Source organism: Casimicrobium huifangae (genome assembly GCF_009746125.1).
Lineage (GTDB): Bacteria > Pseudomonadota > Gammaproteobacteria > Burkholderiales > Casimicrobiaceae > Casimicrobium > Casimicrobium huifangae.
In genome coordinates this window covers 4450812-4465898 of record NZ_CP041352.1, presented here as the reverse complement: position 1 = coordinate 4465898, position 15087 = coordinate 4450812, and the positions used below count along the sequence as shown (strand labels likewise).

Sequence of the window (15087 nt, the reverse complement as noted above, 5' to 3'; positions counted from 1 at the left end):
AGGCGAAGACATAAATGAAAAGGTAAACGCCTGTGTCAGGGTGGGGGTCGGTTGGAGGGTAAAACGCGCCCCGAAAAAACGAGGTGCATACGAAAGCTGAAACCCCTGATTTTACCGCCAAACAGCCCCTGACCGCAGCAGTTATCCACAGGCCGGGAGAGTTTCAGAGCGTTGAGTTTTCAGGCTTTCTTGCTGACCAGAGTGATCCAGGCGCCAGCCATTGAAATGAGGATTCCAGCCCAAGTGAGTGCTTGCGGACGCAGCCCTTCCCACAGTACGGAAACAATCACCGCACCGACCGGCGACAGCACGGATATGTACATCGCGCGGGCCGTGCCCTCATGCTTGAGTAAAGTGAGGTAACAGAGAAAGGCAATGATGGTTCCGGCGACCGAAAGGTAGAGGAAGGCAAGCCAGAAACTCAAGCGCCCATCCAGCTGCAATGATTGCCCCGATAAGGCTCCGTAGAGGGCCGTTGCTATCGCGCCATACATCATTGCCCACGCGGTGTAGGTCACCACCGGCACTTGCATCCGGTTCAACTTGATGGAGCAGACAGCGCCAACGCTCGACGTCAACGCAGCTACCACCATTGCAACCATGCCCCAGACGAATGCGCTGGGCGGTTTCGCTGCACCCAGCAAATCCGGCAGGAAGCAGAGCGCCACCCCGGCCACACCCAGGCTACCGCCAAGCCAGGTACGACGCGTAACAGCCGTGCGATAAGCGAAAAATGCGATGGCGGGTGTCAAAAAAACCATCAGGGTGTAGGCGATAGCAACCAGCCCCGACGGAATCGATTCCTCGGCCACATAGGTGAGCACGTAGCTGATGCCGTACGACGTCAATCCCGAAGCGAGAACCCAGGGATGAATGCCTGATGCCAGTTGCATGGGTTCGCGCTGGAGTGCGAGCCAGCCGAACAGCAATATCGCCGCGAAGCCGAAGCGCAACGCGACGGCATAGGTTGGCGTGGTTACGCTGCCGAGCTGCAGGGTAATGGCATAGAAGGTGGTGGACCAGATAAGAACCGGGACCAGAAACAGAAGCCAGCTTCGCGATGACATGACACGGCCTGGCACTTGTCAAAAGCGCCAACTCCTTGATTGATATTTGAGGGAGAGACGCGCTATTCGGCCGGAACGCGGCGCGGGAAGCGGATATTGAGCTGCTTGAGCTTGCGGTAAAGATGGGTGCGTTCGAGGCCGGCTTTGTCGGCCACGCGGCTCATGTTGCTTGACTCGCGGCCGAGCAGATTTTCAAAGTAGATGCGTTCGAAGGCTTCGCGCGCTTCCCGCAGCGGTAACTCGAAAAACTCCGGCGGCAGGGCTGGCCGATCGGGCGCTGAGGTATCACGCAGATCACCCAGAATCGCCTGCAGGTGATCAACGGTGATGTCATCGTTGTTCGACAGCAGCAGGCTCGACAGCACGCTTTGCAACTGGATCAGATTGCCGGGCCACGGCGCTGATTCCAGCAACTGCCGCACTTCTGGCGACAACCTCGCCGGGGCATCGGGAGAAAAGGCCAGCGCGCAGCGTTCAATCAACCCGGCAAGATCGCTGCGGCGCGACCGCAACGGCGGAATGACGACGGTGCACGATGACAGCAGGGCGAATAGTGTCGGATCAAAGCGGCCCTCACCGGAAAGCTGCCCCAGTGGCTCGCTGCTGGCGCAGACAATGCGTACGCCATAGGTGCCAGTCTTGCCGAGCATGAAGGCCAGTGACCGCTGCTCGCTGCGCGACAGATGAGCGACTTCCGGACAGTACAGCGTGCCGCCGCGGGCGCTTTCGAGAATTTCCAGCGGGCTGCTGATCAGGCGCTGACCACTTTCCAGCACCAGCCAGGGTGTATTGGGTTCGTGCAATGCCCGCGCACACTCAATAAAGCCGACGCCCACTTCGCCGGTCAGCAACGCCGTGCGCCGCTCGTTGACCAGTGTTTCGAGGCGAGCGCGCAATTCGTTGATGACCTGGCTTTCGCCAAGGTCAGCAAGATTGATGGCGCTGGCGCGTTTGGCCTGGCCCACCTTGAGCGCGCGCTGTACGGTGGACAGCAGCTTTTGCAGGCCGATCGGTTTTTCCAGAAAATCGAAGGCACCGATGCGGGTTGCCTCCACCGCCGTTTCGATCGTGGCATGACCGGACAGCATGACCACCGGCATCGTCAGCAGCCCGGCTGCTTTCCATTCCTTCAGCAGGGTTACGCCGTCGGCGTCGGGCATCCAGATGTCGAGCAACACCAGCGAAGGATTGTGTTTGCGACGCAGCTCCCGCGCAGTGCCAGCGTTTTCGGCAAGGCGAACGACGAAACCCTCGTCTTCGAGGATTTCATGCAGCAGTTCGCGAATGCCAACCTCGTCATCAACGACGAGAATCTCAGTGGGAGCGATCAAGTGTCTGTTTTCTCTTCAGCCAGTAGGGGGAAGACCACCGTCACTACAGCGCCACCCTGCCCAAGATTGTCGAGGGTGATTCGGCCTTTGTGTTCATCGATGATTTTCTTCACGATGGCAAGACCGAGACCCGTACCCTTGGGTTTGGTGGTGACGTAAGGCTCAAAGGCCCGCTGCTTCACGGTATCGGAGAATCCCCCGCCATTGTCGCAGAATCTAAGCACCAGCTCATGCTCACCGGGGTGACCGGCGGTTTCGCGCTCGGCAACATCGACCGTGACCTGTCCATCAGCACGGTCAACGCAGGCGTCCACCGCGTTTTGCATCAGGTTGTGCACCACTTGCCGCAGGCGCGTCGCCTCGCCGCGAATCATCCGCGCGCTGGCATGCCAGTTCAGGGAGAGTTTCACCGGATAGGATGCGTACAGTTCCAGTGTTTCCTTGAGCAGCGCCTCGACGTCGATTGCCTGCAGGCTGCCCGGACGCGGCTTGCGAGCGTAGATGGCGAAATCGTTCACCATGTTCTTCATCGCGGTGACCTGATTGACAATCGTCTGCGTGCTGCGCCGCAGCGCTTCGGCATCGCCATCGGCAAGTCGAGGTACCAGTTTCATCTCCAGCCGCTCGGCCGACAACTGGATCGGCGTCAGTGGATTTTTAATCTCGTGTGCAAGCCGTCGCGCCACCTCGGCCCACGCGGTGTCACGCTGCGCTTGCAGCACCTCGGTGATATCGTCGAAAACGACGATGCGGGCCGCGACGTCGGCCACTACCCGGCGGGCACCACGCAGGATGAAGGTGCGCGCATTGCCGCCAATCATCAGTTCCTGCTCGCGTTGCCAGTCGTCTGCCCCGGCCTGCGCAAAGTTGCGCGACACGATATCGGCAAAATTGGCCAAACTCGGTTCAGCCTGTGACCAGTGCGTCAGAGGCTCACCGACGCGCTCATCAATGCGCGCCTGCAGGATCACCGCAGCGGCGGCGTTGGCAACCCGCAGCACAAAATCGTCGGTCAGCACCAGTACGCCAGTGTTGAGATTCTTGAGAATGTTCTCGAGATAAAGATTGCTGGTTTCGATCTCACGGCGATTGGCGAGGTCGCGCTCGCGAGCGTCGGCAAGCTGTTCGGTCATGGTGTTGAACGACTGCGTCAACACCGAGAGCTCGTCACGACCTTCCACTGGTTGCCGCCGCGAAAAGTCGCCGTCGGCGACCGCCCGGGTACCGTCCGCCAGACGCGCCAGCGGTTGTGCCAGACGCTCGGAAAACACTGCTGCCAGCGCCAGTGCGGTAAGCAAGGCCAGCATCAGGGCCAGCGTCAGCGTGAATGCAAACAGCCGCTTCAGCGCAGTGCGCTGGTACGACAGCTCCTGATAGTCGCGGAAACCGGCCTCCACCCGCTCGGTCTGCTCGCGCAACGCAGCAGGTACCGGCTGCGTGATGACCAGCACCCGGAGTGGTGCAGCGTCGCCGGAGGTGACCGGCGCAATGACCTTGAGTTGCAGACCGGTATCGCCCGATGGTTCCACCGCAGTGACCGTCTGCATGGCGCGGAGCTGACGCAGCTCCGGCGCCGTGGGCGCGACTGGTGGCAAAGCCAGCACACTTTCGGTGGCCTGCGCGATCGTTGCGCCACTGGTCGTCAACAACGCTGCGTTGGCCACGCCGGTCTGCTCGCGCAACAGGAGCAAGGCCGCGCGAGCGTCGGCCGGCCCGCGCGCGGACAAGCCGTCGGCGATGGTCTCCGCCTTGCGCACCAGATCCTTTAACGGCTGATTGAGTGCGGTGCGCCCCAGTTGCAGGCCAGTTTCCAGTGCCTTGTCGATGCGGGTATCGAAATAGCTCTCGATCGACGACGCGAGAAACTGCACCGAAATGCCGTAGACCAGCGCGCCCGGCAGCACGGCCACCACCGCGAAAAACATCATCATCCGGGTGGTCAGCTTGGCGCCAAACACCGCATCACGGCGGGCGCGGAGCAGCAACACGACCTGATAGATCACCAGCGCTGCGAGCCCGGCCACGATCAGCGCGTTGGCGACCAGCAGCTCGGTGTAATAGCGGGTGAACAGCGCCGAGTTGGCGGATGCGGTGGCCAGCACGGTGATGAACACGCCGCCGGCGATACCCAGGATGAGCCACGCCAGTCGCATCCAGCGTGGCGGCGACAGCGCCATCACGGTGCCGGGCGCTTCTGCCGCGCGCAGTGTCAGGCCAGCGTCGTCGCTCACGGCGTCAGCACCACGCGGTACCAGTCCGAAGCCAGCGACCATTCGCGAGACACCAGCGTGTTGACCTGCAGTGGCTTCGGCAGTTGCGTCGTATCAAGGCGCAGGCGCAGTGACACCTCGTAGCGCTCACCGCTGCGCAATTCGCGCTTGTCGAGCAGACTGCGGCCACGTACCAGCCGGATCTGGCGCAGGGCTTCATCGAGCGTGGCGTAGCTGTTGGTGCCGGCCACCGAACGGCCGGTATCGACGCGGTAGGAATTGGTCAGCGCGGCAAACGTGAGTCGCCGAACCGACTGTGGTGAATTGACGCGCTCGTCGAACCAGTACGGGCGGGTGCGCGTGACCTCGGTCTCGAGCACAAAGTAAAGCGGTGTGCCGCGCAACAGAGCCTCTTCCAGTGGCGCGGTCAATGCGAAATCGAATTCGGCGTCGATCACGTAAAAATCGTCCTGCGCGCGCACCACGGCGCTGCGCACGGCAATCGTTTCGGCGGCGACCTGTAACGCAAACGCGAGCGTGGTCAGGCCGAGCAACAAGCTTTTCCAAAAGCGGGACCCGGAGCGTCGAGTTACGTACAAGGCGTGAATCACGAAGCGGCTTTTTCCAGCAGGGCGTAAAAGTACCCATCGTGATTGTGGGTCTTGCGGTTGCCGCCTGGCAACAACTGGCCGCCGCTACTCGCCGGATCGCCGGGCAATGTGATGCGGATACGACGCATGTCGGCGTGGCGGGACAGCGCCGCTTCGATCTGTTCGCTGTTTTCTGCCTTGAATACCGAGCAGGTGACGTAAAGCATGCGTCCACCCGGTTTGACCAGCGGCCACAGGGCATCAATCAGTCGCGCCTGCTGTGCCGCCAGTTGCGCGATGTCGCTTTCGCGCTTAAGCCATTTGCCGTCCGGATGCCGACGCACCACGCCGGAACCCGTGCAGGGCGCATCGAGCAGGATGCGGTCAAAGGGCTTGCCGTCCCACCATTGTCCGCGCGCCGCCGGCTCGCCGGCATCGGCCGCACGCACGTCCGCCGCGAGGCCCAGCCGCGCAAGGTTTTCGGCAATCCGGTGGCAGCGCTGGGCGTCGATATCGAGCGCGGTGAGCTGGCAATCGGCCAGCTCCATGACATGCGCCGTCTTGCCACCGGGGGCAGCGCAGGCGTCCAGCACCCGCATGCCATCCTTTACACCAAGCAGCGGCGCGGCCAGTTGCGCGCCGGCATCTTGCACCGAGAACCAGCCATCGCGAAAGCCCGGTAGACGCTCCACCGGCCGTGGCCGCTTGAGCACCAGCATGCTTTCCGACAGCGCTTCGGCGTCAATCTTGCGTGCGGCAAACGCTTCCAGCAGTTGTGCGACCGTCGCGCGCCGGCGGTTGACGCGCAGAGTAAGCGGACCGTGGCCGTTGCCGCCGCGGAGAATCGCTTCCCACCACTCGGGCTGCTCACTGCGGATGCGCTCGACCCACCAGGTCGGGTGATTCCATTGCGCTTCGTCACGCTCGATGGCTTTGGCCAACGCCGCTTCGGGCGCGCGAAGGTAGTTGCGCAGCACGGCGTTGGCAAAACCCTTGGCGCCACGATTGACGGCTTCGACTGCGGCGACCGCCTGCGACACGATCACGTGTGAAGCGGTCTTGCCGTGCGACAGCTGATAAACGGCTACCCACAGGATGGCCTCAATCAGCGGCGCCGGCTTCTGGTGCACAAACTGGCGCACGATGCCGCGCAGTTCACCGAGGAAGCGCAACGTGCCATAGGTGAGATCGGTCAGTGCGGCGCGGGTTGCGCCGTCAAATCCGCTGGTATCGACGCTGGCGATCGCCGCATCGGCATTGCGTCCGTCGAGCACGGCCAGTACCGCTTCTGCGGCACGACGTTGCACCACGGCGAGACCAACCGCTGCGCCGCGGGCGGCGCCAGTGGCGCGGCCAGGATCAGCGGTGACGGGGGCGACAGCAGCGGTCATCGCGAAAAGGTATTGGCAACAGGGTGCCGAATCGGGATGCGCGGAGTGTAGCCGACGGCATCAGCTTTTGGCTGAAAACCAATCCTGATAAGGGCTTGATTTGAAAAAAAGCGAAATATCGACTTTTGCCAAAATAATAGCCAAGCCCTCGTCGAAAGGTCGTTCCAGACGAAAGGTGTTGCCCTACCCTGCGTGCCGCGGGTCTTGCCCCTGCACGATGTGGATCACGTACTCGCTGATGTTCTTGGCGTGGTCGGCGACGCGTTCGATCGCCTTGGCGAGGAAGGCGACCTCAAGTCCGGCGCTGATAGTGCGAGGGTCTTCCATCATGTAGGAGACCAGCAGACGCATGATGCGCTCAAATTCCTCGTCGACGGCAGCATCGCGCCCAATCACCTCTCCCGCCGCGATCACGTCGAGCCTTGCAAAGGCGTTGAGTGCTTCTTTCAGCATCTCCTGCGCCAGGGCGCCGATGTGCCGTGCTTCGTTGAGGCGCAGATGCTGAAAGCGTTCCGAGGCCTGGAACTGCTGCGCACGAAGCGCAATCTTCTTCACCTCGTCGCCGATCCGCTCAAGATCGTTCACCGCCTGCATGGTGCAGACGATCTGGCGCAGATCGACCGCCGCCGGTTGCCGTTTGGCGATCACTTCCATGCTCTTGCGGTCGAGCTCGATCTGGGCATCGTTGACGCGCTTCTCCTCGCGCACGACCGCCTCGACCAGCTCGTGCTCGCCGGAGGCGATCGCCGCCAGCGCCCGCTCGAGTTGCGCCTCGACCAGGCCACCCATCGCCAGCAGGCCGCTGCGCAGGTCTTCCAGTTCCAGTTCAAATTGTTTGGAGGTATGTTCCATGAAATTTCCTAGCCGAAACGACCGGTGATGTAGTCCTCGGTGCGCTTGTCTTTCGGTTTCACGAAGATTTGCGCCGTCGGCGTGAACTCGACCAGCTCGCCCAGATACATATAGGCTGTGTGCTGCGACACGCGCGCCGCCTGCTGCATGTTGTGGGTCACGATCACGATGGTGTAGTCGCTGCGCAGCTCGCTGACCAGCTCCTCGATGCGCGCGGTGGAGATCGGGTCCAGCGCAGAGGTCGGCTCATCCAGCAAGAGCACCTCCGGTTTCACCGCGATGCCGCGCGCGATGCACAGACGTTGCTGCTGGCCACCGGAGAGCGACAGCCCGCTCTGGCTCAACTTGTCCTTTGCCTCATTCCACAGTGCCGCCTTCTTCAGCGCCCACTCGACGCGGTCGTCCATGTCGCTCTTGCTGAGCTTTTCGTAGAGCTTCACTCCGAAGGCGATGTTGTCGTAGATCGACATCGGGAACGGCGTCGGCTTCTGGAACACCATGCCCACCTGGCCACGCAGCGCGTTCAGGTCCTGCTTTGGCCCCAGCACATTGACGCCGTTGATATTGATCTCGCCCTCGGCCCGCTGGCCGGGGTAGAGCGAATACATGCGGTTCAGCGTGCGCAGCAGCGTTGATTTGCCACAGCCAGACGGGCCGATGAAGGCGGTCACCTGCTTTTCCGGGATGTTGAGCGAGATGTCGCGCAGCCCCTGAAAATTGCCGTAGAAAAAATTCAGATTGCGGATACCGATTTTTGTGGGCGCCATCGCGGCCACCTGGGTATCGCCAAGACTTACCTGAAACGACATGCGTTCCGTCCTCGTTGCTAAGTTGCTTAGTGTTTGGTCTGGCGGAACAGTGTGCGCGCCACGATATTGAGCAGCAGCACGGCCAGCGTGATCAGCAGCGCGCCGGCCCAGGCCAGACGCTGCCACTCTTCATAAGGGCTCATCGCAAACTGGAAGATCACCACCGGCAGATTGGCCATCGGCGCGTTGAGATCGGTGCTCCAGAACTGGTTGTTCAGCGCGGTGAACAGAAGCGGCGCCGTCTCACCCGAGATGCGCGCCAGCGCCAGCAACACGCCGGTCACCACACCGCCCTTCACCGCGCGCAGCGTCACGATCAGCACCACCCGCCACTGCGGTGCGCCCAGCGCCACCGCCGCCTCACGCAGGCTGTTCGGCACCAGTTGCAGCATGTTCTCGGTCTGCCGCACGATCACCGGCACTGCGATGATGGCGAGCGCCACCGCACCGGCCCAGGCCGAGTAGTGCTTGGCATTGGCGACGATCAGCGTGTAGACGAACAGCCCAATCACGATCGACGGTGCCGACAACAGGATGTCGTTGATGAAACGGGTGACTTTGGCGACGGTACTGTTGCGCCCGATCTCCGCCAGATAAATGCCGGCCAGAATGCCGACCGGCGTAGCGATGAAGATGGCTGCCGAGACAATGATCAGGCTGCCGACGATCGCGTTGGCGAGCCCGCCGTCCGATCCCGGTGGTGGCGTCATCTGGGTAAACAGCGCCGGCCCCAGCGCCGCCATCCCTTTGCTGAACAGGATAGCCAGAATCCACAGCAGAAAGACCATGCCGAACGCCATCGTCGCCAGCGACATCGTCAGGTTGAAGCGATTGACCCAGCGTCGCCGACGATAGACCGGATTGTCGGGCGATGCACCGGCTACGCGCTCCGTTTGTAGTGACCCTTCGGCAGGCTCAGGCGCAGTTGAGTGCTTCGACGCTGCACTCACCACTCTCTCCGTTCGTGGTGAGCTTGTCGAACCATGAGCGTTGCTGGCGTTGTTGCGTGAAGTGATATTGCTCATGTGCGCTTGCCCTCCCGCGCAGCCAGCTTGGCGAGCATCAGGCGCGACAGCGCGAGCACGATGAACGACAGCACGAACAGCGTGAGGCCCAGCGTGATCAGGGCCGACAGATGTGTCGGGTCGGACGCTTCGTTGAACTCATTGGCCAGCGCGGATGCAATCGAATTGCCCGGTTCGAAGAGCTGCGCCGAGATGTTGTAGGCGTTGCCGATCACGAAGGTCACGGCCATCGTCTCGCCCAGCGCGCGACCCAGGCCGAGCATGATGCCGCCGATCACGCCCGCCTTGGTGTAAGGCAGCACCACGTTCCAGACCACCTCCCAGGTCGTGGCGCCGAGACCGTAGGCCGATTCCTTCAGGATCGGCGGCGTCGTCTCGAATACGTCACGCATTACCGAGGCGATGAACGGAATCACCATCACCGCAAGAATCAGCCCGGCAGTGAACACGCCAAAGCCCATGGGCGTGCCCTGAAACAGCACACCCACCAAGGGCAGTTTGCCGAGCGTGTTGATCATCAGCGGCTGCAGTGTTTCGGCAAACAGCGGTGCGAAAACGAACAGACCCCACATGCCGTAGATGATCGACGGGATCGCGGCCAGCAGCTCCACCGCCGTGCCCAGCGGCCGCTTCAGCACCGGCGGGCACATTTCAGTGAGGAAGATGGCAATGCCAAAGCTCACCGGTACACCGACCAGCAGCGCAATGGTGGCCGTCGCGATGGTTCCCCAGAGCGGCGCCACGCCACCGAACAGTTTGCGCACCGGGTCCCACGTACTCGAGACAAAGAACGACGGACCGGTTTGTGACAGTGTCTGCCAGGCGCCGGCAAGCAGCGAGGCGAGAATGGCCAGCAGGGTAATCAGCACGAGCAACGCGAAGCACTGCGTGATCCCCGCGAACAGCCGGTCTTGCAGCGCGAACGAATTGGTTCGTGTGCTGGGGGTGTCGTCGGTCGACATCTTTTCGAATCCTTTGTCTTTTCACGGCGCGCTGTTGTCAGTGCGCTGTGAAAAGACTGCGGCACATGGGTGATACCGCAGTCGGACGGGGCTCCACGGTCGGAGCCCGTTTCAGCGGGTGGCTAGAACACAGCCTTGCCGCCGGCGTCGGTGATCTTCTTCCATTCAGCGCCGATCAGCGTGACGGTGGCGGCTGGCAGCGGCACGTAGTCAAGCTCGATGGCCGATTTCTGGCCGTTCTTGAACGCCCAGTCGAAGAACTTGAGCACTTCTTTCGAGGCCTCCGGCTTGGCCGCCTTGGCGTGCATCAGGATGAACGAGGCACTGGTCATCGGCCAGCTCCTGGCACCCGGCTGATCGGTCAGGATCACACCCATGCCCGGTGTGCCCTTCCAGTCGGCACCTGCCGATGCTGCGGCGAAGCTCGCCTCTTCCGGCTGCACAAACTGGCCGTCGCGGTTTTTCAGTTGAATGTGGTCGAGCTTGTTCTTCTTGGCGTAGGCGTATTCCACGTAGCCGATGGCGCCCTTGATGCGCTGCACGTACTGCGCCACGCCCTCGTTGCCCTTGCCGCCCACGCCTTCCGGCCACGCGACGGCGGTACCGACGCCCACCTTGCTCTTCCACTCCGGCGACACCTTCGAGAGGTAGTCAACAAACACAAACGTCGTGCCCGAGCCGTCGGAGCGGCGCACCACAGTGATCGGTCCATCCAGCTTGATGCCGGGGTTCAGGTCGGCGATCGCCTTGTCGTTCCAGGTCTTGATCTTGCCGAGGAAGATGTCGGCCAGCACCGGGCCGGTCAGCTTCAGTTCACCCGGCTTCACGGCGTCCAGATTGGTCACCGGGACCACACCGCCAATGATCGCCGGGAACTGCACCAGACCGTCCTTGGCCAGATCTTCTGCCTTGAGCGGCATGTCGGACGCACCGAAATCCACCGTCTTCGACTGGATCTGCTTGATGCCACCGCCAGAGCCGATGGACTGATAGTTCATCGCCACATTGGTGGACTTTTTGTATTCATCGGCCCACTTGGCGTAGATCGGGAACGGGAACGTCGCGCCGGCTCCCGTAATGGTCGTCTGGGCAGAGGCCGCGAACGGCAGCGAGGCAGCCACCACAGCGGCAGCAGCAACAATCTTTTGCGAGAAACGCATGTTCGAAATCCTTGTTTGGTCTTCTCGGAGGAGAGGAAGGTGAACCCTTCCCTTTTCTAGTCCGGGGAGTTTGACTTCGATTTGTGACAGCAATATTGCAGGACTGCTGGCCGTCGCAAATTGCATGAAGATGTCATATAGTCGCCATGCCGGGGGGCAACCGACTGCGCAACGCAAGCGCAATCTGACAAGGATTTGGCAGTGAAAAATCTGCGCGGATGGCTGTGCCTGTTGTTGGGCGCGGTTTGTATGACCTCGGGCTGGACGCAGCGGCTGCTCACCCAGCCTGATTTTTCCGGCTTCAGCGAACGTAATGGCGGCGGGCAGCCCCTGTTCCGGCAGCAGTTACCTACGCCAGCCGGTGGCCTGCTCGTGGTGGGCCGATTTGAGGTTTACTACGAGGGCAAGACGTTCCGTGACGCGATGCTGTTTGATGGCGCGGGATTTCCGGACCTCAGCTGGGCGCCTGAGCTCACCTCGACGCGGTTTCCCGATCAGGTGGGTGTGACAACCGCAGCGGTGACGCCGACGGGCGTGTTTCTGGCGGGCAGTTTCGATGGTGTAAATGGCCAGCCGGTTTCGGGCGTCGCCTACTTGTCGTGGTCGCACGCGTCCCTGCTGGGCTCGCCCGTCGATGTGCCGAATCAGTCCTCGCCGACGAGCTTCGAGCGTACCGGCGGAATCCTCAGCAACCACGAAGCAACGGCGAATGTCGTGTTCTTCTATTCAAACAAGACGCTCTATCGACTGTCGGCACGCACCGCCGAGGTGGAGGCCGTCTGGCGCTACTCGCCCTTTCGTGAACCTGGCACCGCGACGAAGATGCTTGCCGAGCCCACCGGAGGAATCTGGCTTGAGTACTTGCCCTCTGACCCCATGCCCCTGTTCGGTAGCCATCCGAAGATGGCGCAGTACCGGAACCGTGGCAACAGTGTTTGGGAGATTGCGGCGGAAAGCGGAACCTCGCCCACGAGTCAGGGGATGCGGCTTGCTGGCGAGTGGCTTTATTTCGGCGCCAGACGCTTTGCGTTCGCGACAGGCTTGCGCGACTCGACATGGCGACTCGACTTCGACTCGAGTGATCCGCAAACGGTAAACGACAAGTATGTGTATATGTGGAGCATGCCACTCGGCGTCAGCACACCGGGTTGGCAGCCACGAGGCGTCGCGCGTGCGCCCATCGCTGACGGAGTGATGACAAGCTACCGCTTGCCCCTGCCGGTGGGTTATTCACGAACGACAACGTTCTACGAGAAGTCGGACGGGATGCTTACCTGGCCCATCAACAATGCAGACGCAGACATAGCGATCGTCATGCAAAGTACGGACACAGTGCGGCCAATCTCCGAGCAGCGCCCCGTCTTCATCGTCAAAGACGACGGCAAGGTGGAGCCTGAGGTGCAGGTGGTGGAGTACTACGCCCCGGCACTGAAGCGCTACTTTATCACGGGCAGGGCAGGCGAGCAGACGGCACTGGATGGATTGCCGCAGAGCTTCCAGAGAACGGGGATGAAGTTCACGGCGAAGTCGAGCAAATACCGTGATATTGCCGAGCAGCCGGTATGCCGGATGTACGCCTCGCCGGAGAAAGGGATGAGCAACTCACACTTCTACGGAATAGGCAGCGACTGCGCCACCCTGAACAAGCTGAGCGGGCTGAAATACGAAGGCTACGACTTCTCGATACTCAAGCCCACAGCGGAGCAAGCGTGTCCGGCAGAGGCCTCAAAGCCCGTCACCCGGCTATTCAACAACAAGGTAGCCAGCAACGAGAGCAACCACCGCTACGTGGTGAGCGCGGCGACGAAGGCGAAGATGCTGTCGCAGGGTTGGGTGGATGAGGGCGTGGTGTTTTGCTCCTCCGCTGTGACCGATGCGGTGAACTGAGGCACCAAACGATGAACATGTCCACCCTGGCTAACGCCAAAGGCTTTGCAGCAAGTTTGCTCTTGCTGGCTGCGGTACTCTGCTCTTCTGTCGCGAGCGCGCAGCGGGTGCTCACGACTCCCGACTTCTCTGCGTTTTCTGAAAGGCGGGGCACGGGGCAACCGGCGTTCTACGGCACGACACCCACGCCGGATGGCGGCTTGCTTGTCACCGGGCGCTTCGAGGTCTGGTACGAGGGGCAGGCGTATCGCGACATTCTGTTGCTGCGACCAGATGGTTTACCCGACACGACATTTCGACCCCAACTTGGCTATGTTGATCCGTGGGTTGGCGGGTCGTTGGCGGTGCTGCTTGCCACCCCGCATGGCGTATTCATTGGCGGTGGGGGGCAGGCCGGCCCCGCGTATGGTGCATTCATGTGCAGCGCGAGTCTGACGTCGGTAAATGGTGCCGCAACGAGTGGCGCGTTCTACATCCGCTGGGGACAGGGAGGCACGGCAGACGTCTTGATTCCGCCGCAATGGTCGCGGGTCATGGCGTATGAGGCAGCGACCGACATGGTCTACACGTTTGACCACAGTACGTGTACCGGCAGCGCGGGTAGCAACTACGCGCGGTACGGGCGCTTTGCCGCGCGCACGCTGGTACGTGACGGGAGCTGGAGCGCCAATATTTACGAACCGGGAGGCCCCGATAACGTCGTTACCATGCTGGCGGATTCCAGCAATCGTTTGTGGCTGTCGGGGCCAGGAGTGCAGCGGTGCGATGTCGGTACTACCGGCTTGGGTAGCTGTACGCCGCTTAATGTCAGTTCTGCCAACCTCGAACAGCCGTTGCTGTTTGCTCGGGAGGGCGGCTATGTCTACGTCTGGAACCGCAGATACCGGGTGCAGGACGGTGCCGAAGACGCCACTTGGCGCCCTGCCTTTATACCGAGCGGGCTCGATTCCGGATACGTCTACGGCCTCGCGTACATTTCAGTTCGAGGCCCATTCGGGGTGCGTCGATCCAGCACCGCAAGTTTGGGCGAGGCTGACCCGACTTGGGGTTTCGACTACCAGTCGAGCACGGCTGCGTCGGTTGCTGGATCGATATGGACTCAATTTACCCCATTGCCAACGACAAGCGGTGAACGCGATGTTGCCGCACTCCTTTTTGCCAGGCAAGGCTCCGCTGATCCGATCGTCCGGCAGCTGGCTTTGGTGGTGCCCGGATCGGCGGCCGTGCCATCACCCGCGCTGGAGGTGGTGGAGTACTACGCCCCGGCGCTGAAGCGCTACTTCATCACCGGAAGGGCGGGCGAGCAGACGGCACTGGATGGATTGCCGCAGAGCTTCCAGAGAACGGGGATGAAGTTCACGGCGAAGTCGAGCAAATACCGCGATATTGCAGAGCAACCGGTATGCCGGATGTACGCCTCGCCGGAGAAAGGGATGAGCAACTCACACTTCTACGGAATAGGCAGCGACTGCGCCACCCTGAACAAGCTGAGCGGGCTGAAATACGAAGGCTACGACTTCTCGATACTCAAGCCCACAGCGGAGCAAGCGTGTCCGGCAGAGGCCTCAAAGCCCGTCACCCGGCTATTCAACAACAAGGTAGCCAGCAACGAGAGCAACCACCGCTACGTGGTGAGTGCGGCGACGAAGGCGAAGATGCTGTCGCAGGGATGGGTGGATGAAGGGGTGGTGTTCTGCGCTTCCGCCGTTACCGATGCGGGGAGTTAGCCGATGCCGCCAAGCGCCGTTGCCAGCAAGGGGCATATGTTGTTCAAACATTTGCTGCTTTTGCCGCTGCTGTTGT

12 protein-coding genes are annotated in these 15087 nt (G+C 61.6%); 2 read left to right on the top strand and 10 right to left on the bottom strand.

Going from position 1 to position 15087, the window contains the following annotated elements; all coding sequences use genetic code 11:
• Positions 1 to 179 precede the first annotated feature (179 nt).
• The 10 genes from FKL89_RS20135 to pstS form a co-directional block, all read right to left on the bottom strand.
• Complete coding sequence (locus tag FKL89_RS20135) at positions 180 to 1067, bottom strand: DMT family transporter (protein ID WP_156864487.1); 888 nt, start codon at positions 1065 to 1067, stop codon at positions 180 to 182.
• Between the two features lie 62 nt (positions 1068 to 1129).
• On the bottom strand, positions 1130 to 2398 hold the full coding sequence (locus tag FKL89_RS20130; RefSeq protein WP_337786219.1) for a sigma-54-dependent transcriptional regulator: 1269 nt from the start codon (positions 2396 to 2398) through the stop codon (positions 1130 to 1132).
• Complete coding sequence (locus tag FKL89_RS20125; protein ID WP_162527611.1) at positions 2395 to 4629, bottom strand: sensor histidine kinase; 2235 nt, start codon at positions 4627 to 4629, stop codon at positions 2395 to 2397. Before FKL89_RS20125 ends, FKL89_RS20130 begins: the two co-directional genes overlap by 4 nt.
• A complete protein-coding gene (locus tag FKL89_RS20120) occupies positions 4626 to 5162 on the bottom strand; it encodes a DUF4390 domain-containing protein (protein ID WP_162527610.1) in 537 nt (178 codons plus the stop codon). Before FKL89_RS20120 ends, FKL89_RS20125 begins: the two co-directional genes overlap by 4 nt.
• A 53-nt stretch (positions 5163 to 5215) precedes the next feature.
• The gene (rsmB, locus tag FKL89_RS20115) at positions 5216 to 6589 is read right to left on the bottom strand and encodes a 16S rRNA (cytosine(967)-C(5))-methyltransferase RsmB (protein WP_156864484.1); all 1374 of its coding nucleotides are present in this window, start codon (positions 6587 to 6589) and stop codon (positions 5216 to 5218) included.
• 183 nt (positions 6590 to 6772) lie between these two features.
• Positions 6773 to 7441, bottom strand: coding sequence for a phosphate signaling complex protein PhoU (gene phoU / locus FKL89_RS20110; RefSeq protein ID WP_156864483.1), 669 nt, complete (start codon positions 7439 to 7441; stop codon positions 6773 to 6775).
• A gap of 8 nt (positions 7442 to 7449) precedes the next feature.
• Positions 7450 to 8208 carry a phosphate ABC transporter ATP-binding protein PstB gene (pstB, locus tag FKL89_RS20105; RefSeq protein ID WP_238363633.1) on the bottom strand — a complete coding sequence of 253 codons (759 nt, stop codon included), beginning with the start codon at positions 8206 to 8208 and terminating at the stop codon, positions 7450 to 7452.
• A gap of 68 nt (positions 8209 to 8276) precedes the next feature.
• The gene (gene pstA / locus FKL89_RS20100; RefSeq protein WP_156864481.1) at positions 8277 to 9275 is read right to left on the bottom strand and encodes a phosphate ABC transporter permease PstA; all 999 of its coding nucleotides are present in this window, start codon (positions 9273 to 9275) and stop codon (positions 8277 to 8279) included.
• Entirely contained in the window at positions 9272 to 10237 is a 966-nt protein-coding gene (gene pstC / locus FKL89_RS20095) for a phosphate ABC transporter permease subunit PstC (RefSeq protein ID WP_156864480.1), read from the bottom strand. The genes pstA and pstC overlap by 4 nt, the downstream gene beginning before the upstream one ends.
• Positions 10238 to 10359: 122 nt before the next feature.
• Entirely contained in the window at positions 10360 to 11397 is a 1038-nt protein-coding gene (pstS, locus tag FKL89_RS20090; protein WP_156864479.1) for a phosphate ABC transporter substrate-binding protein PstS, read from the bottom strand.
• Between the two features lie 201 nt (positions 11398 to 11598).
• On the opposite strand from pstS, the gene FKL89_RS20085 reads away from it, so the two are divergent.
• A complete protein-coding gene (locus tag FKL89_RS20085; RefSeq protein WP_156864478.1) occupies positions 11599 to 13284 on the top strand; it encodes a hypothetical protein in 1686 nt (561 codons plus the stop codon).
• An 11-nt stretch (positions 13285 to 13295) separates the two neighbouring features.
• A complete protein-coding gene (locus FKL89_RS20080) occupies positions 13296 to 15011 on the top strand; it encodes a hypothetical protein (RefSeq protein ID WP_162527609.1) in 1716 nt (571 codons plus the stop codon).
• Positions 15012 to 15087: the final 76 nt, after the last annotated feature.